Origin of the sequence: Planomicrobium soli (assembly GCF_003014655.1) — a bacterium.
Classification (GTDB): domain Bacteria; phylum Bacillota; class Bacilli; order Bacillales_A; family Planococcaceae; genus Planococcus; species Planococcus soli_B.
The window spans coordinates 68,513-87,537 of the sequence record NZ_PYAT01000011.1; the positions used below are offsets into that span (position 1 = coordinate 68,513).

Sequence of the window (19,025 nt, forward strand, 5' to 3'; positions counted from 1 at the left end):
AATTTATACATTAAAAACCCAGCGGCAAAGCAATATAGAATACGCTGCCTTTGCCTTTTTCACTTTCAGCCCAAATTTCCCCTTTATGGGATAAGATGATTTCTTTCGCAATCGCTAAACCAAGTCCGCTGCCTTTGTAGTCGGACGAGTCTCCTTTTTTAAAGAAGCGGTCAAAAATATGTGGAAGCACTTCTTCGTCGATGCCACAGCCTGTATCGGCTACTTTTATAATGACTTCTGCATCAAATTCTTCGTGCTCCAGCACTGCTCCTTCTTTTCCTTTTGAGAAAATCTCAGCTGAAATGGTAATTTTGCCTTCTTGGGAATCAGTATGTTTTACTGCATTCCAGAGAACATTTGAAAAAACTTGATCTACCCGGTCAACATCAATAGATAACATCAAGTTATTTTGCCAATCTTTGCGCTCTATTTTGACATGCTCGAAGAACCTGCCGCTTTGTTTAACATCCGATTCCATTCCTTGAATAAGGCGATCGAGCCAATTACCTAAGCGAACGCTTTGAAACCGCAGTGTCATATTGCCGGATTTGTATTTCCCCAGCTCTACAAGATCTTCCGTAAGACGCTCTAAAAGCAGCAGCTTATTATGGATCATGTCCAAATATCGCGGATTTTTTTCATCAATCAAACTTTCTTTGACAGCTTGAATATAACTGTGAATCAGCGTTATCGGCGTCCCAAGTTCATGTGAAATCGTAGAAAGCATCTCATTTCTCGCCTTTTCAATTTCCTGGATTTCATCGTTCACTGTTACTAAGTTCATATTGGTAATTTCAAGTGCCATCGTTCGTTCTTTCACATTGCGCTCCAGGAAATAATTTAAATTTGTAATTTCTTGTGTCAGGCTTCTCAAGTTTGCAAGTGTTTCTATACGCAGAAGAAATTCTTCTTTATCACATGGTTTTACTAAATAATCATTTGCTCCTGCTGTAAAAGCATGCGTCTTTTCCTGTACCCCTTCTTTATCGGATAACATCAGTATCGGCAATTCCGTCAAGGTATGCTTCATACGTACTTGCCTGCACAGCTCGTCTCCTGTCATATCTGCCAATGACCAATCCAAAACGATCAAATCCATCGGCTGATCCTCTAGCAGCTGAATCGCTTCTTTTCCTTCTGCTGCTCCGGTCACTTTATAGCCTTCCTTTATCAATTGATAAGTCAACATTTGGCGATTAATTTCATCAGGCTCAACTACCAGGATGCGAATATGCCTTTTTCCGCTTTTCCGGTTGACCAAAGTATTCGCTAATTGGGAAGCCGTCAACTCCTCGATAAAAGCTTCTTTAGGCGGCTTAAGCTCTTCTCTGTTTTCTTCAATATATACAGGTAAAGTAAAACTGAACGTCGTACCTACACCAAGCTCTGACTCAACATCAAGCCGGCCACCTTGCAATTCTACTAGCCGCTTTGTAATATTCAATCCAATTCCTACCCCTTCGAGCTGGCCTTCCTTTTCGTTCATTTCTTTATGAAATGGTTCAAATAAATTTGGAAGTCGATCTTCTTGAATGCCTGTACCGGTATCTCTAACGGATATCTCTATTTGCTTTCCCACTTTCTTTGCAGAAACGGCTATTTCCCCAGCTTCTGTATACTTGATTGAATTTCCCACCAAGTTATATAGAATTTGTTCGACCCGTTCAGGATCCGCGATTACTTTAGGCAGATCAGAAGATACCGTATGATAAAGCTGTATTTTTTTGTCTTTGACGAGCGAGCCGCAAACAGCCAGTACATTTTCAGCAATTTCTTTAAATTCGACTGGCTGGGCATGGATATCCAATGTATTCTGTTTCAATTTCGAAAAATCCAGAATGTCATTTATCATATGTGCCAGTTTTTTCCCACTTGAAACAATCATGCCAAGTTGGCTGTTTATAGCCGGCGGCAATCGTCCAGCTGTAACTTCCTGCAAGGATTCCGCAATACCGATCATCCCGTAGAGCGGGGTCCGCAATCCATGCGAAGTAAAAGCCAATAGCTCATCTTTACGTTCAGTCGCGTGTTTCAAAGACTCCATTGCAAGGCGCTGGCGTTCAGTAGCTTTCCTCTCACGTTCAACTTTCTCTATTTCCCTTACATAAGCCTTATCATTTAATCCGAAAGCAAAAAGCAATATTCCGGTAAGGACCGACATAATAGATCCCAATTGATTTTTCATCGTCAAAGGAAAGATTCCCATATTCAGGAATACAAAAATGCCAATGCCTATTATAGATAAAACAGCGGCAACTACGAAATATCTGGCATAAAGAATTCCACTTTTCCAAAGTACCGAAGCTAGTGCCAAAACAGCGATCATTGACGCCAGCAAAGCAAAGGGCAATAGCAAGCGAACCGATTCATATGAGAAGAACAAGATGAAAATAAGCGTGAAATTTACACCGATCAGAAGGTGGAATAACCTTGTTGTCTTCGGCAAGCGACGCCTTGTATCTAAAAAACTTTTTGTTAAAAGCAAGACAGAAATGCTGCTTAATCCAATAAAGATTAAGGGAGAATGGCGGCTCCACCATGACCACTCAGGCCAGATAGAAGAAAAATCCAATCCTGCCATAGAAGTAACAGAAAAAAACATCGATAGAAGAAAAAGAACAAAATAAAAATAGCTGCTTTCCTGGTATTTTATAAACTGAAGAAAGTAAAAAAATAAAATGGCAACTCCGATTCCGCTGAATAGCCCCATTAATAAAGTGGTATTGCGAGTATGCTCTTCAAAAGCAGTTTGCTCCCAGATTGTAATTGGCAATCGAAGCGGCCCCGATGAATGTACTCGCATGTAAAATGTTTTTGTAGCAGCAGAGTCGGCATTCAAACCGAATGCGAAGTTATTTTGAAAATATCCTCCACCACCTGACGATGTTAGGCGCCCAACTTTTTCTGCCGTAAATTTCCCAGCGGCATTTGGCGTATACAATATGGCATTATCTATTGTTGATTCGTTTAGCTCAAGCAGCCATGTTTTTTCAGGCGCCAAGTTTTGCACGTCGAGCTTTACCCAATAAACAGAGGAAGTATAGCCTTCATTCGGAATTTCTCCGGCAGTCGGCATAAACTCTACATCCAAATACAACTGGGTTACTTCTTCAATACTATATTTGCCTTCCGGGTCCTCAAGAAGCCGTATATTTTTGTTGGCTTTTACACGTTCTGTAGTTTCATCAAGCTTCAGGAGTTCCGCCCCTGCTTTAACCTGTTCATTTTGTGCCCCAGCCCCTCCAAAAAATAGCAAAACAAAAAAGATAAAGATAAATTTTACTATTGTGGAGAAGTAACGATAGAAAACGGGCATACGCAAACACCTCTACTATTCAATCAATCTGTAAAACGAATCACTTGGTTCAAAAGTTTTTTCTGAATGAAAAGATAGAACTGGTAAATCCAGCTGAAATTATTGAATATTAGAAAACATTAGGATAAAAAACCTAACTTATAGAAATTTAATGGGTTAATAGATTTATTAAATCATATCATTTCTCATAGTAAAATTAAACATTTTTATTTCTGAAAATTCAATTAAATAAATTGACCTATCTTTAATAAGCATTTAGTATATATAAATACATTAGTAGGTTCAGAATTCCTATATCTTCCTTACTTTCACATTAATGGACCTAGAAAGGGATGATAAAAATTGAAAAGGAAAAATTTAAGGCAGCCTAAAAGAAAGTTGATCCATGGCATAGGCTGGGCTACCGCCCTTATCCTTCTTGTCGCCACTACTTATTTATTCTTTTTAGTTCCGGATGCAGCAAGCACACTGGATGAAATTCATGAACCTGTAGCCAGAGACCTGTCGATTAAGCGCACTGAAAAAGTTATTCTAGAAGAAAAGAAACCTATATCCGTCTTGCTTCTTGGGGTGGATGAACGTGAAGATGATCGTGGGCGGTCAGATACCATCATCGTCTTAACTATTAATCCGGCAAAAGAATCTATAAAAATGGTCAGTATCCCGCGGGATACCTATACGGAAATTGTAGGCTATGGAATATCGGATAAAATAAATCATGCCTATGCTTTTGGAGGAATGGTGATGTCGATGGAATCAGTAGAGAACCTGCTTGATATTCCTATCGATTATGCTGTCCAAGTGAACATGGAAGGTTTTCAAGCTATGGTTGATGCAGTGGGCGGCATAACAGTTGATAACCCAATTGCCTTTGAAGAGTTTAAGCTCGGGGAACAGACTATTAATGGTGAGCAAGCATTGTATTATGTTCAAATGCGAAAACAAGACCCGAATGGAGATTTCGGCCGGCAAGATCGGCAGAAACAAGTGATAAAAAGCATATTGGATAAAACCGCTTCGGCAAATTCTTTGTTTAACTATAAAGAGATTTTGAACGCTTTAGGTGACAACATAAAAACCAGCATAAGCTTTGGCGAACTTTTGGAAGTTCAAAAAAATTATCGGAACGCAGTTAAAACAATTGACCAAATCTATTTTGAGAATGGGACAGGCGAGATCAGAAACAAAATCTGGTATTATCAGATGGATCCGGAAGAACTCGAAGAAGTACAACTTACACTGAAGAATCACCTGGAAATAAAGTAAAACAATTTACTCCTTTAATAAAAAAGTAGAGGCTGTCGAGAACCCTCGGCAGCCTTCTTTTTTGTTCCAATGAACAACCATGCTTAAGATTGCATCATAATGAATTTGCTATTTTCTACCCATGCTTCTCCTTGTGCTTTATAATCATGAAAAAGGAGGCTCTATAATGTGTTTAATTAATTTTCAATTTCAAAACCACCCAAAATACAAACTAGTTGTAGCAGCTAACCGGGATGAATTTTATGGACGTCCAACAAAACCAGCGTATTTTTGGGATGATGAGCCCCTCTTGCTTGCTGGGAAGGATTTGCAGCAAGGTGGGACATGGCTTGGCATAACCAAAACAGGAAAATTTGCCGCGTTGACGAATTTCCGCGATCCTTCCAAACCTGAAACCGGAAAAATTTCCAGGGGTGCTTTGGTACGGGATTTTCTTGCCGGAACACAATCGCCAATTGATTTTTTAACGGCACTTGAACCGGCAGACTACACAGGGTTTAATTTATTGATCGTTGATGCTGACCGCTTGTTCTATTATAGTAATTTGCAGGGAGAAATTTTGGAAATCACTCCAGGAACATATGGTCTAAGCAACCACCTTCTTGATACGCCTTGGCCCAAAGTAGTAAGAGGAAAAAGAAATCTAGGCGAATACCTTTCTTCTTCCAAAGAAGTGAGCCTTGACGCCCTTTTTGCAATTCTGGCAGATTCTGAAGAAGCTTCTGATTCTGATTTGCCCCATACCGGAATTGGCCTTGAATTTGAACGCAAATTGTCGGCGATGTTCATCAAAACTCCCGACTATGGAACCCGCTCCGCTTCTGTCGTGTTGATTAGCCACGATGGCAGCGTCACATTTGCTGAACGCACATTCGAAAAAGGAGATTTCAATGGCGAACAGATTTTTAATTTCAACATAATATAACCCCAGCCCTTTTATACAGAAAGGCTGGGGTTGTATTTCTCTCTATGGCCATCAATAGCGATTTCAATCAAACGTAACGCCCATACTGTCAATGAGCCGCGCATATTCTGGATATTCCCGCTCCCACTCTTGCTTCCGCTCGATTGCCTTATCATCCAAAAGAGCTTGAATAACATTCAAACACACATGCCAACCGGCCAAATCACGTGCAGTATGAGGTGTGAAACGGCTAATAAATTCGATAAGCCAAAGCTTTGTGCCGCTGCCTTCCTCTTCAAGTTCAAAACGAACTTCATCTTCCGCCCACTCAAATGCCAGTACTTTTCCATCTTGAAAATCGGTAATCGCCAGGCTGTCGGTAGTGCCATCGCCCATACGGAACGAAAGGGACCCGCCTTCTTCCAATTTTTCTACTCTCAGTTCTGGAAACCAAGACTGTAATTTCTCATTTTCCGTCAGCATTGCCCACATCTGATCTGGGCTTTGTACAAACCGGCGTTCAAAAGTTGCTGTATAACCATACTCTACTTGGATAATTTCAGCTCTCATCTCACCTGCTCCTCCTTCGTCTGTTATGATATGTTTTATTATACAGGAAACATCCGCCGGGTAGGAATGCTGGCTGGCAGAGTTGGGTATAGCATAATGAAGGAGTTGAGCATTTATGAGATTTGGCTATGCCTGCATGAACACAGAACTGAAAACCGTCTTTAGAACGCTGCGGGTGGCAACAGTGGAAGCCGAAGGATCCCAAAAAATAAAAGAATTGACCTTAAAAAATATGCAGACTACACTTGAAGTGATTCAATGGAATATAGAGAATAATATTTTATTTTACCGTGCGTCCAGTTCTATTGTTCCACTGTCAACTCATCCTGTGAATGATTGGATATGGTGGGAAGACCCAGACTTCCTTTTATTGGCAAGCCAAATACGAGAGTTGGTTGGCACCCATCAAATGCGAGTTTCCGTTCATCCAGGACAGTATACGGTGTTGAACGCTCAAAAGCCTGAAGTGCTGCAGAAATCGATCGAAGACCTTGAATATCACGACAAGCTGATTGGGCTGCTGGGTGGGAATGATATCATCTTGCATACAGGAGGAGCCTACGGCGACAAAGAAGCCGCAAAAAAACGCTTTGCAGAAAATTTCCTGAAGCTGTCTCAAAGCTTACGAAGAAGGATCCGCCTTGAAAATGACGATAAAACATTTACTGTCCGGGATGTTCTCGATGTCAGTAAAATGTGCGGCGTGCCTATTTGTTTGGATATTCACCACCATAATGTCAATAACGAAGGAGAACCGGTCGATTTCAGCGAAATATTAGCTACATGGAAAGGATTCGGCACTCCAAAAATCCATATCAGTACCGGAAAAGAAGGCTTTACGGATTTGCGCCATCATGATTTTGTTTCCGAAGAAGATTTCAACCAACTTCTTTTAGTATTAAAAGGCGCGGACGCAGACATTATGTTTGAAGCAAAGCTGAAAGAACAAGCGGTGATGCCGTTTGTCCATAAATTACTGAACAAATAAGAGCGGCCGCCTAAAGAGGCAGCCGCTTTTATTATCTGGTTGTGGTGCGGGTTGCTGCCGGGAATAGAAGCGTGAACACCGTTCCTTTCCCTTTTGCCGACGAAACCTTGATATGCCCATCCATTTGACGAATCACACTGTATGTGACCATCATCCCAAGCCCTGTGCCTTTTGTCTTTGTTGAAAAATAAGGTTCGCCCAAGCGTTGGACTTCTTCTTTCGTCATCCTGCATCCTTCATCTGCAAGTTCAATGCTTACTTCTGCGTTATGAGTTGCGACGTTAATGTAAAATTTCCCGCCAGTCGGCATTGCTTCAATTCCATTCCGTACAATATTGACAAGCGCCTGATGAAATTTTTGCCGGTCCGCCATGATACAAGCTTCTTTATCTAGTGACTTGACAACTATGTTTATATTATTGCTTAAAGCGTATGGCCCTAGCACCTTCAGAATGTGCTCTACTTCTCGCTTTACAGAAATACATACCATTTGCCCATAAGAGGGTTTCGCGTATACCAAATAATCATCAATAAGGCTTTCTGCCGCCTGTATCTCCTTTAATATTGTTTCATGAAATTCAAGTTGTTTTTCACGGCTGTATTCGTATCTCTGCATTAATTGTATAAATCCTTTTATGCCTTGGATGGGATTACGCAGCTCATGTGATACGGCAGCCGCAAAATGGCTGACTGTGTCCATTTTTTCGTGTTTCAATAGTGAATTCAACAAATATTCTTGCCGCATAATGTGTTCTATCAGTAAAGCTGCCAAAACACTGACAATACCTTGGTTAATCATTAAAAGGAGCCATATATCGTATAAGCGGTCAATCGGATGATCGAACAAAAAATACCCTGCCAATAAATTAAAAGATAAAGAAAAAAATGAAATAAGGAAAACACTGAGAATTTTCGTTGCCCACTGCATCTGCATAAAAGCAGGCTGCAATAGCGGAACTGCAACCGCAATGAGCAGTTGATTCAAAATTGCGATATCCGTACCTTCCCCTCCGATAAGAATCCGGCAAACTGCCGCTACTACAAACAAGAAAGCACTGACATACGGACCACCATACAAAGCACCGACAATCATTGGAACTTGCCGAAGATCAAAAATATAATCGTTTGTGATAAATTCATATGGAAAATTCATGCATAGAATGATAGATAACGAGAACAAGATGGTCAGCATGGTCCGGTGGCTGACAAAAAAGTTTCGCTTGCCTGCAGTAACGAACATTTGATAGACAATGATAGGAAAAATGATAAAAAAAATATTGTTAATCATGCCAGACGCTGTTTCCATCTGATTAGCCACCTCCTGTTCAGTTATTCACGCCATCCATTATACAGTTCCTTTTTCCCCTAGACCATTCCTTTTGGCTTCAAGCTTTTCCCACTCAGCTGATTTCCCACTTTTTTCAATACACGCTCTCTCCGCTTTTTCATGCCTGCAACTGTTACTCCAGAAAGAACTGCCAAATCAGCTGCGCTTCTGCCTTCTACGAACAATGCTTCCAACAACTTGCGTTCATTGGCAGTTAACGAAACCAAATCGAGCCACTCTGGCAATTCGTCTGCATAACGTGTATCTATCAACTCTTCAAAGCTTTCGTTCTCCACTCTAGTTATGCGCGCAGCAAAACGGGCTTCACGTTTCAACTCATCAAGCACTGCTCCGTAGATACTGCGATAAGCAAAAGGCGTAAAATTTCCTTTTGTGTTATCAAATCTCTCGTAAGCTTGCCACAATGCTACCTTGCCTGCTTGCCTGTAAACTTCAAAATCACGATAAATATGGAGCTTTCTTATGATGGCAGAAATCATTGGCGTATACTCATCCAAAACCTTTTCAAATTGATCCACTTTTTTTCCTTCTGAACGTTCGTTTGATTCCCGGGTCCATTCAATATAAAAGTTAGAATGAAAACAAGCCAATTGCAGTTTGTGCTATTTGGTCTATCAAACGTATACTTTGCATAAGATAAAAGGGAAATAGAAACTATATAAATGTAAATAAATATCCTATTTCAGAAAAATTGTATTGATTAAGAATAGTTCAAATGATACACTTTTCTAGTATAAAGAAAGGGGAGCAATTTATTGAAGCACTTTGATGAAAACTTAATTGATCGATCTGTGTTGTTTGTAATATCTTCTTTTGAAAACGGTTGCAAATCAAAAATTGTTACGAAAGACGGTGTATTTTATTCTTCTTATTCTGCCCTTACACTGATCAACAAAGCATGCATGCTTTACGCATCGACCTATGAAGGACGTGTTAAGGCAACGCGACATAACCTGCATCAGTACAAAAAAACCACTCTTCTGATTTCAGAAGACGGAGTGGCTGCATATCCCACCAAGTCTCCGACTCACCCAGAATGCGTATGGATTTTCAATCAGGATTACCGGATGGAATCGATCACCCCCACTAAGACCCGTCTCATTTACGATCAATACCAAGTTTCAGCTGAAGTAAACGTATCTGTTCATACTCTGCAAAAACAGCGGACGCGGATGTACGAAATGCTGTATTACTATATGAGAGTCCGCGGCAAAAATAATTCTTAAATAATAAAAGACACCTCTCTTTAGGCTGGCATCTTTCCCAACCTAAAGAGAGGTGTCTTTTTAAGCAGCATCGTCCCGCAAAATCAAGTAGGAAATTCGGATTTCCCATTTGTTTGGATCTGGTTCCGCTGCAGGATCTGTCAAATAACTTTCAAACCGCCCATTCCAAATCTCGATCTCACCTTCCCATTTCCTGTCCAGTTCTATGCCTTCTTTCTTCGCCCAGATTTCCAACTCGTTCGACGATTTCGCCAAATAGTTCGGATGTCCTTGATGCAAAGCCGTCACGTAAGATCCGCCAGGGATGAAACTTGAAATGACCCGGTCATCCCCTATTACCATTCTCTCCACAGGCACTCCCACTTCAACTTGAGAAGCTTCCTCTTCATTCCCAATTACCCAATACCGGAAAAACATTGGACCAGCAGGTTCTAATTCCTTTTGAGCAAGCCATACAGATAGCTCCTCAATCAATTCGTTCATTTTTTCCCATCGCAGAAGCGTTGTCTGAATAGCAATGCCTACATAAGGAAGTTCAGGCAGATTTTCTACAGTAGGCTCATTGATAAATCGAATTGCCAACAGGCATCTTCCTTTCTCTTCTGTTTAAGGAGGTTCTATGTAAAAGCAATACCCAAATAGAAGTTAAAGTATGCTCGAATGCCTTTACAGCATAGATTAAATTTTTTGCCACAAACATGCCATAGATAATTAAGTAAACAAATTGACTTGGCCTTCTTGAAGTTATATTCTAAAGCAGTGACCACAGAGTTACATTTTGTGACTCATTGGTTTTGAGGAGGGGAAATATGCCGAAAAAAAAAGAATTGATGAATCAAGCTGTCCATTTATTTTCAGCGAAAGGATTTCATCACACATCTGTTCAGGAAATCGCACAAGCTGCGGGAATATCAAAGGGAGCGTTTTATAAACATTTTGATTCAAAAGAAAGTATATTAATCGAAATTTTCAAGCAGTATCATGAAGAAATTATTGGAGAAGCATCAACAGTTCAGTTTTCTGAGCAGTTAGATCCACTAGAAGTCTTCGGTCGGAACATAACGATTAAAATTGAACGGTTCTTGGACAACCAGGAATTTTTCCTTATGGTGTTTAAAGATTTTCTTCCAAACGAAAACAAACAAATTTCGGATCTCCTCCATGAACTTCAAGCTTCTACAACGGTTTCTCATAAAAAAAGCATCCTTGAGGCGTTTGGGCCTAAAGTAGAGCCATTTCTTTCTGATTTGGCAACAGTGCTCGGAGGTATGCTCCGAGAGTATTTCATAACGCTGATTCTTGAGAATAAACAAGCTTCTCCAACAAAATTGAGCGCTTTTATTGCTGGAAGCATTAATGCAATTGTTCAGCAATTAGAAGAACTGGAGCCTGTCCTTTCAGAAGAACCGACTTTTTTTGGTCAACGAGATGAAATTTTAAAAGGAATCGAATCGAAAATCCGGACATTTTCTACAGAAAAAGACAAGCTGTTGCCCTCCCTCGAATTGCTGAAAGAAGAGCTATCTAAAAAGGAACCAAAGAATTTTCTGATTGATGCTTTGCTTGTTTATTTAAAGCAAGAGGAGCAGTTGGAACACGACATTAACCGTTTGAAAAAGTTCGTATAGAAGGAGTGCCGATCTTGAAAAAAGTTATTGATTTTTCTTTAAAAAACAAATTCGCTATATGGATATTAACCCTTATGGTCGTAGTGGCTGGCCTTTATGCCGGATTGACTATGAAACAAGAATCGATTCCAAATATTACGATTCCGGCTGTAACTGTTGTTACAACTTATCCAGGTGCAGCTCCTGATGAGATTGCCGAACAAGTTACCATTCCATTAGAACAAAAAATACAGAATTTAAATGGTGTAGATTTGGTGACTTCATCATCCATGGCTAACGCTTCTATGCTTCAAATCCAATTTACATTTGACACCGATATGGATGAAGCTACCCGCAAAGTGGAAACCGCACTTGCTGAAGTATCGCTTCCTGAAGCAGCAAATGAACCGGAAGTATCCCGAATCAGCCTGGACGCCTTTCCTGTTCTTGCACTCAGCATCAGCGACCCCGAACATTCTTCAGAAGAATTGACAAAAATGGTTGAAGATAATATTCTGCCTGAACTTGAAGGAATCGACGGCTTATCGGATGCCCAAGTATCCGGCCAGCGCATTCAAAAAGTTACTATGGCTTTTGACGACGAAAAACTTGCACAGTACGGCTTAACACAAGAAACAATTCAGCAAATGATCCAAGGTTCTAACATCTCATTCCCGCTTGGATTGACCGATTTTGATGGTGAAATAAAGAACCTAGTTATTGATGGGAATATCTCAACAATCGAGGATTTGAAAAACATCCAAATTCCGGCCGTTCCTCAGATGGCAGCACCTGAAACCGGGACAGCACCTTCTCCAGGAGCGGATATTGCATCAAGCGGCGCGGCGCCGTCTGCTCCTGCGGTGGAATCAAATCCAGCAGCTACTGCAAGTACATCAGGGACAACTCAAGCTGCAGCAGCTCCAACTGAAGTTCCAACAGTTGCACTGAGTGAACTGGCCGATATCAAATTGGTCAGCGAAGCCGAATCAATCTCCCGCACGAATGGGGAAGATTCGATCGGCATCCAAATCGTTAAAGCACCTGATGCCAATACAGTAGAAGTTGTCAACGCAGTCAAGAACATTTCTTCAGACCTAGAAGAAGAGTATGGGGTTACCATTGCCTCTACTTTCGATCAAGGTGAACCGATCGAGAAATCGGTTGAAACGATGCTCAGTAAAGCATTGTATGGCATCTTATTCGCTGTGGTTATCATCCTGGTATTCTTAAGAAGTTTCAAGACGACGATCATTTCGATCATTTCCATCCCTTTATCGCTTTTGATCGCGATTTTTTTGTTAAATCAAATGGATATCACATTAAATATCATGACGCTCGGTGCATTGACCGTCGCTATTGGCCGGGTCATCGATGACTCAATTGTTGTTATAGAAAACATCTATCGCCGAATGGCTCTTCCAGGCGAAAAACTGAGAGGAAAAGAATTGATTCGCGAAGCGACACGCGAAATGTTCGTTCCAATCTTTTCTTCTACTATCGTGACGATTGCGGTATTCTTGCCGCTTGCACTAGTCAGCGGGCAGATCGGTGAATTGTTCTTGCCATTTGCTTTAGCTGTGGTATTCGCCCTTTCGGCTTCCCTGCTTGTTGCAGTAACAATTGTGCCGATGCTTGCGCACTCTATGTACAGTAAGCAACTTCAAAACTTATCGGCACAGAAAAACAAAAGCCATGAAGAAAAACCAGGGAAAATGGCCAATAGCTACAAACGCATCCTGGAATGGACATTGAATCACAAAATCATTACATTCGGCGGCGCTGCAGTCCTACTAGCAGCAAGCTTTTTCTTAGTTCCTGTCATTGGCGTCAGCTTCCTGCCGGAAGAAGAACAAAAAATGGTCATGGCGACATACAGTCCGGAACCTGGCCAAACACGTCAAGACGTCGAACAAATCGCACAAGACGTTGAGAAAATGGTTGGGGCTCGTGAGGGCGTCACGTCTTACCAGTATTCGATTGGCAGCAGCGGCAACTCAATGGCCGCAATGGGCGGAGGCGGCGACAATTCCGCACTTTTCTTTATCGAATATGACAGCAAGTTCAAAAACTTCAGCGATGAAGGCAACAACTTGATAGAAAAACTGAACAGCGAAACAAGTGCCGGCGAATGGCAGCCGATGGACTTTGCTGCTACTGGGTCATCTGGCCTTGAATTGTATGTCTACGGCAACAATATAGACGATATCCAAACTGCAATTGATGATATCCAGCCGTTGATGGAGGAAGACAAAGGCCTCGAGAAAGTCGAATCCAGCCTTTCAGAAGCTTATGACCAGTATACATTAGTGGCGAATCAAGAAACGCTGGGTCATGCTGGACTGACATCTGCACAAATCGGCATGGCAATAGGCAATGCCGGCGAAGCTCCAGTGCTTACAACTGTGAAACATGAAGGCAAGGACGTAAATGTTTACGTCGAAATTGATAAAGCACAATATAACGGAATTGATGACGTTACTAAGATCGAAATTCCGACTGTTCTAGGGTCCATGGTCTCTATCGGTGATTTGATGGAGGTCAAAGAAGGCAAATCACCGGACACGATCAACCGCAGAGACGGCAAAATGTACGCCTCTTTATCCGCTGAAGTGCTCGGCAACAACGCGGCAGAGATTTCTGCAAATCTTGACAAAAAAGTAAGCGAACTTAGGTTACCTGGCGGAGTGACAATCGACCACGGGGGCATCACCGAACAAATTAATGAATCGTTCACGCAGCTTGGGCTTGCCATGCTTGCAGCGATTGCCATTGTTTACTTTGTACTAGTCATTACCTTCGGCGGCGCGCTTGCGCCACTGGCAATTTTGTTCTCATTGCCATTTACAGTAATCGGCGTTCTTGTAGCACTATGGATTTCAAATGAACCGTTAAGCGTCAACGCATTAATCGGTGTCTTAATGTTGATCGGAATTGTTGTAACAAATGCGATTGTCCTGATTGACCGGGTTATCCATAAAGAAAAAGAAGGCTTCACGACACGCGAAGCGCTTCTTGAGGCAGGATCTACACGCCTACGCCCGATATTAATGACGGCACTCGCAACAGTCGGTGCACTGATTCCTCTTGCCATTGGGGCAGAAGGCGGCGGCTTGATTTCTAAAGGACTCGGGATTACGGTAATCGGCGGCTTAATCAGCTCAACTTTATTGACGCTTGTTATCGTACCGATTGTTTATGAAGTGTTTGCGAAGTTCCGGAAAAAAGAAGCGCATTAAGTTATAAGAGCCGGCACTTCCTTTGTGGAAGTACCGGCTCTTTTTGTGAGCTTTCTTCTGAACGCACCTCGGATCAAAGTTATCGCACCTTACAACTCAAATTCCGCACCTATCGAAAAGCTTTTCGCACCTCAGACCAATTGTTTCGCACCTTAATAAAAAAGCCGCTCCTAGTGAGCGGCTTTTAGCTTGATAACCTTATTTCTTTCTCAAAAACTCCAGCACTAATATATCGACCTGCTGTTCTTCCGTCCAACGGTCATCAAAGTTTTCACCTAGCACAAACGCCTTGAATGCTTCTTTTACTTCACCTTCATAGTTAGGTTGATCCGCTGTTTTTAAAAAGCCCAGTTTCACAAGCTGACTTTTAATTTCTTCAAAAACTTCACCTTCGATTTCAACTAATTCTTCGGTTGGCATATTGAAGATCTTATGGAGTTCATAAAGCCTTTGCAGCTCTGCAATCGGCTCAGGATGATCATCAACCCGCAAATCGACTTTAACGTCGTTATAACCACCGTAACCTGCGCCTTCTTGCAAGACGTAAATAGCTGCTGACTGTTTGCCTCGGCTGTCGCCTCCAGCATTTTGCGCAGCTGCTAGAGCTGTCAATAACCGCTCTGCAAGCGTTCCTTCTGTTTGTTCGAATGTTTCGCTCATGGCAGCCACGGTCTCTTCGCTGACCAGGATGTTGCCTTGGCTCGAATGGTGCTTGCCAACTTTATGGCCTGCCCAGTCAAAACATTCTTCTCCTGTAAAAGCGCTTGCTTCCCCTTTATGGTTAATGATGGCTACTTGGCGAAGATTTTTTCCTGGATCATCGGCCACAAGTTTCTCAATAACTTCCTCAGGCGACAGTCCTTCTTCCAATAGTTCCAGCCCTCGTGGTCCGTAACTTGTGTTTGCCCATGATTGAGTAGCTACCGCTCCAACATTCGCTTTTGCCCAGGGCACGACGGATCCAACCGCTAAAAACTTCGATTGGACGGCAACGCCCACTTCTCCCGTCTCCGGATCTGCACCAACTATGGAAAACGTTGCAACCAACTGATCTTTTTGGACTGAAAGTTTCATTCTGTTTCCTCCAAATTCAGTTTTACCCGGTAATCCACCGCGTGCTTCATTTCTTTAATAAACGCTGCCAGCAGTTGCTTTGTCGCTTCTACATCGTCTAAATCGACCACTTCAATTGATGAATGCGCATAGCGGGATGGGATTGACAAGACGCCTGCGGGCACGCCGCTTCGGCCGACGCTTAGTTCGCCTGCATCTGTTCCGATGCCCGGGAACACTTCCAACTGATAAGGAATCTTTTGTTCTTTTGCCACTTTCACCAGATGGTTTTTCACTTTCTTATTGGCGATTAAACTGAAATCGATTATTTTGATGCCGACTCCTGCTCCGAGTTCCAGCGTTTTGTCCATCATTTCCTCTGGGGTATCGCTGACCGCAGTAGTGTCCAGTGCAATCGCAACATCAGCTTCAAATTGGTGGGCAGCTACACGTGCTCCTCGCAAGCCCACTTCTTCTTGCACTGTAAAGACGCCGATCACTTCACCTTCAAATTCAGTTGGGTCCAATTCTTCAAGAGCTTTCACTAAAATTGCACATCCTGCCCGATCGTCAAAAGCTTTGCCGGCAACACGCGTTTCTGTCAAGAAATCGAAATGAGGATACCAAGTTACCGAGTCACCGATTTCAACCCCTAGCTCCTCTGCTTCTTGCCGGCTCTTAGCTCCTATATCTATGTATAAATTCCGATGGATCCGCACCTTTGCCGGATCATCGAACTTTACCATATGTGCGGAAATCGTTCCGATCACACCTGTACGCAAACCAGCTGCTGTTTTGATTTGCACGCGCTGAGAAAGTAATATTCGATCATCATGACCACCTAGTTTCTCAAACCGCAGCAATCCGTTGTCTTCAATTTTCTTTACAATAAAGCCGACTTCATCCATATGGGCGGCAACGATAACTTTTGGTCCAGGCTTACTTCCCTTTTTAATGGCAATTAGGTTTCCGGCATTATCGATATCAATTAGATCCACTTGCCCTTTTAATCGGTTGGCAATGTAAATTGCTACTTCATCTTCATAACCGCATGGTCCATGTATTTCAGTTAACTCTCGCAATAACTCCTTCATAGAATCCCTCCAAATAAAGTAATAGTATTAGTTTTTTTTATTTTTAAAGTAAAAGGATATGGTAATTTTACTTTTTGTAGATAGCCTTCTCTATAAACTATACCGAAAGAGTTTTTATAAATCAATCGAGTTTTCTAAATATAAAATCTATTCACACAAAAATAGAAACGTCCAAAAAATGAACGCTCCAAAAATTATATATAATCTTTATTCTCGAATAAAATTAAATTTATTTTTGAAGATTTTCAACTCCAAGATAATGTTCATTCGCAAAATTCCGGTTACGTTGTTCAACTTTTGTTCAACAAAGTCTCCAAGTTCTTCTTGCGATCGGACGCAGACTTCTGATAAAATCTGATATTCTCCGGTAGTCAGTGAAACAAAACGCACTTCATCCAATTCCATCAATTCATTGATGCACTGTTGAATTTTTTGCTGCTCAGCAACAATCTGGATGGCCGCCATGGTTTTTAAACCTACTTTTATCGGGCTTACTACGCCTACTATAGATAAAACGCCGTCTTCTTTAAGGTTTGCAACTCTCAATCTTACTGTTCTTTCTGCAACACCGATTCTTGCAGCAATTTCTTTAAATGTCATTCGCCCATCATCTTGCAAATACGATAAAATCTTTAGATCCAATTCATCGATTCCTTCAACTTGGTCTCCCATTGCCTTCAATCCTTCCACCGCTTTACTCGCTGTTGCCAGTTGTTAAAAAAAGGATAACACACTCCAAATTGGGTTACAAAGAAACTATAAACAAAATTCCAAACTAGATCTTTTCACCCTCTTAATATATCAGTATTTTGTTCTTACCGGTATTTTTAATGCATTATATCCTAAAATCGCCCTCATTAGGAACTTCAAAGCCCGCGAAGAGAAAGCAATGCTTTCTTCGCGGGCTTTTATATTAGCACCTTTAGTCTTCTGTTATTGCTCCAGGAGATGGCCCCATTTTTCGATAGTACTGGATAGATAATAGTCGTTCGAAAGTTTTACGTCACTAATTGGATTTTCAATCATTTTAATAATGGTTTCTGCCAATAAATCAATATTGTCTTTTTCAATAATAAAGCCATTTTCACCATCAGTCAGAAGATCTTTCGGACCGTATTTAAAATCATAGGAGATGACGGGGCAGCCGTAATGAAGGCTTTCCATAATGACTAGGCCGAACCCTTCGTAATGGCTGGATATCACTGAAGCTATTGCATTTTGGAATACCCCTTGGATATTGTCTGTCCTGCCCATCATTTTCACATGTTCTCCAACCTGCAATTCGTCGATAAGCTGCAAAACATCATTTCTCTCTTTCCCATCACCATATATCTCTATCCAGTGATCCGGATGCTTTTTAACTACTTTGCTAAAAGCATGGACAATGTGATGTACTTGTTTTTGCGGGACGATTCTGCCGATAAATACAAACTTTTTATCTGGCTTCCTCGAAGTGGTATCCACTGTTTCTGCATCATCCATGCTATGAGGAATAACAGTCATTTTAGCGGGATCAATTCCTAAATCCAGCAAATCGTTCAATTGCTCCTGGGTTAGAACGATAATTTTGTCTGCCTTATCTGCATGATCGATTAAGTACTGGTAAGTTTTTGCAATCGTACCTGTTACATTATGAGAATTATGTAAGACGAAATATTTTTCCGTAGAGATACTGCAGTTTAACAACGACTGATCTAATATTCTTGCATCGCAGAAAGTTACGCCACCCGGCTGCAAGATATGATCAAATGCATAGCGGAAAAAATCTTTTTCATTTTTAAATATTATGATGTTGCTGTTGTGCAAAAGATGGCCTTTCCAAATAGAATTTTCATCTTCTCCTGTATGGCTGAAAGAAAGATAAATTTTCCCTTGATCGTCGTAAAACACTTCCTCGAGTTTGTTTGCTGTATTTGGTTTATATATTATTTTTCTATGGCAAACTCCAAAATCGTTGTATTCGTAACGAATTTTGCGGTGAGTCGCACCTGCGGCCAAGATGTCATCAAACCTCAGTTTTCCTGTCTCCTGATCATAAGTTCGCATACGCACGTATTGGCCATCTTTATAATATTTATATGTACGATTCTTCTCATTCGGCCTGACTGTATAGCCTGGTAATTCAATCGAATGCTCTTCCGATTTTTTATTCTTATATTCCCTGCCCGAAAAATAATCATAGACGTTTTTGAACCCTATTTTATCGGTAGCATAACCTTTCTCGTAATAATGATTATAAACTTTATAATAATTGGCATTATAATTAGTAGTGACGAGAGTAAAATCAAGGCCGAAGTGTTCGCTTAGATTTTTGGTCCGCTGAATCAACGCTTTAGTTCTACCTCCAAATTCTAAACGCAAAATGGATGTAACCACATAGTTCATCTTGTTTTCAGTAACCATTTTCACCATCC

15 protein-coding genes are annotated in these 19,025 nt (G+C 41.3%); 6 read left to right on the top strand and 9 right to left on the bottom strand.

Annotated features, from left to right (window positions below; translation table 11 throughout):
* Positions 1-10: 10 nt before the first annotated feature.
* Positions 11-3,316 (bottom strand): ATP-binding protein, encoded by a 3,306-nt coding sequence (locus B0H99_RS13775; protein WP_106534267.1) that lies wholly within the window; start codon positions 3,314-3,316, stop codon positions 11-13.
* Positions 3,317-3,658: 342 nt separating this feature from the next.
* On the opposite strand from B0H99_RS13775, the gene B0H99_RS13780 reads away from it, so the two are divergent.
* Entirely contained in the window at positions 3,659-4,582 is a 924-nt protein-coding gene (locus B0H99_RS13780) for an LCP family glycopolymer transferase (protein WP_106534268.1), read from the top strand.
* Positions 4,583-4,748: 166 nt separating this feature from the next.
* On the top strand, positions 4,749-5,507 hold the full coding sequence (locus tag B0H99_RS13785; protein WP_106534269.1) for an NRDE family protein: 759 nt from the start codon (positions 4,749-4,751) through the stop codon (positions 5,505-5,507).
* A gap of 63 nt (positions 5,508-5,570) precedes the next feature.
* On the opposite strand, the gene B0H99_RS13790 is transcribed toward B0H99_RS13785, so the two are convergent.
* A complete protein-coding gene (locus B0H99_RS13790; RefSeq protein ID WP_106534270.1) occupies positions 5,571-6,056 on the bottom strand; it encodes an SRPBCC domain-containing protein in 486 nt (161 codons plus the stop codon).
* A 115-nt stretch (positions 6,057-6,171) separates the two neighbouring features.
* Here B0H99_RS13790 and uvsE point away from each other — a divergent pair, with 115 nt between their 5' ends.
* The gene (gene uvsE / locus B0H99_RS13795) at positions 6,172-7,044 is read left to right on the top strand and encodes a UV DNA damage repair endonuclease UvsE (RefSeq protein ID WP_106534271.1); all 873 of its coding nucleotides are present in this window, start codon (positions 6,172-6,174) and stop codon (positions 7,042-7,044) included.
* 31 nt (positions 7,045-7,075) lie between these two features.
* On the opposite strand, the gene B0H99_RS13800 is transcribed toward uvsE, so the two are convergent.
* Positions 7,076-8,350: a sensor histidine kinase gene (locus B0H99_RS13800; protein ID WP_106534272.1), complete on the bottom strand. Its 1,275-nt coding sequence runs from the start codon at positions 8,348-8,350 to the stop codon at positions 7,076-7,078.
* A gap of 59 nt (positions 8,351-8,409) precedes the next feature.
* Entirely contained in the window at positions 8,410-8,910 is a 501-nt protein-coding gene (locus B0H99_RS13805; RefSeq protein WP_106534273.1) for a sigma-70 family RNA polymerase sigma factor, read from the bottom strand.
* 237 nt (positions 8,911-9,147) lie between these two features.
* On the opposite strand from B0H99_RS13805, the gene B0H99_RS13810 reads away from it, so the two are divergent.
* Entirely contained in the window at positions 9,148-9,618 is a 471-nt protein-coding gene (locus tag B0H99_RS13810; RefSeq protein WP_106534274.1) for a competence protein ComK, read from the top strand.
* A 60-nt stretch (positions 9,619-9,678) separates the two neighbouring features.
* Here B0H99_RS13810 and B0H99_RS13815 read toward each other — a convergent pair whose 3' ends face one another.
* The gene (locus tag B0H99_RS13815) at positions 9,679-10,200 is read right to left on the bottom strand and encodes a GyrI-like domain-containing protein (protein ID WP_106534275.1); all 522 of its coding nucleotides are present in this window, start codon (positions 10,198-10,200) and stop codon (positions 9,679-9,681) included.
* 227 nt (positions 10,201-10,427) lie between these two features.
* On the opposite strand from B0H99_RS13815, the gene B0H99_RS13820 reads away from it, so the two are divergent.
* Positions 10,428-11,246: a TetR/AcrR family transcriptional regulator gene (locus B0H99_RS13820; RefSeq protein ID WP_106534276.1), complete on the top strand. Its 819-nt coding sequence runs from the start codon at positions 10,428-10,430 to the stop codon at positions 11,244-11,246.
* 14 nt (positions 11,247-11,260) lie between these two features.
* A complete protein-coding gene (locus B0H99_RS13825) occupies positions 11,261-14,464 on the top strand; it encodes an efflux RND transporter permease subunit (protein ID WP_106534277.1) in 3,204 nt (1,067 codons plus the stop codon).
* A 198-nt stretch (positions 14,465-14,662) separates the two neighbouring features.
* Here B0H99_RS13825 and B0H99_RS13830 read toward each other — a convergent pair whose 3' ends face one another.
* The 4 genes from B0H99_RS13830 to B0H99_RS13845 form a co-directional block, all read right to left on the bottom strand.
* Positions 14,663-15,538, bottom strand: a complete 876-nt coding sequence (locus B0H99_RS13830) for a DUF1028 domain-containing protein (protein WP_106534278.1) — start codon at positions 15,536-15,538, stop codon at positions 14,663-14,665.
* On the bottom strand, positions 15,535-16,611 hold the full coding sequence (locus B0H99_RS13835; protein ID WP_106534279.1) for a M42 family metallopeptidase: 1,077 nt from the start codon (positions 16,609-16,611) through the stop codon (positions 15,535-15,537). Before B0H99_RS13835 ends, B0H99_RS13830 begins: the two co-directional genes overlap by 4 nt.
* Positions 16,612-16,818: 207 nt before the next feature.
* Positions 16,819-17,283: an Lrp/AsnC family transcriptional regulator gene (locus B0H99_RS13840; protein ID WP_106534280.1), complete on the bottom strand. Its 465-nt coding sequence runs from the start codon at positions 17,281-17,283 to the stop codon at positions 16,819-16,821.
* A 261-nt stretch (positions 17,284-17,544) separates the two neighbouring features.
* Positions 17,545-19,014, bottom strand: coding sequence for a glycosyltransferase (locus B0H99_RS13845; RefSeq protein WP_181313676.1), 1,470 nt, complete (start codon positions 19,012-19,014; stop codon positions 17,545-17,547).
* Positions 19,015-19,025 lie beyond the last annotated feature (11 nt).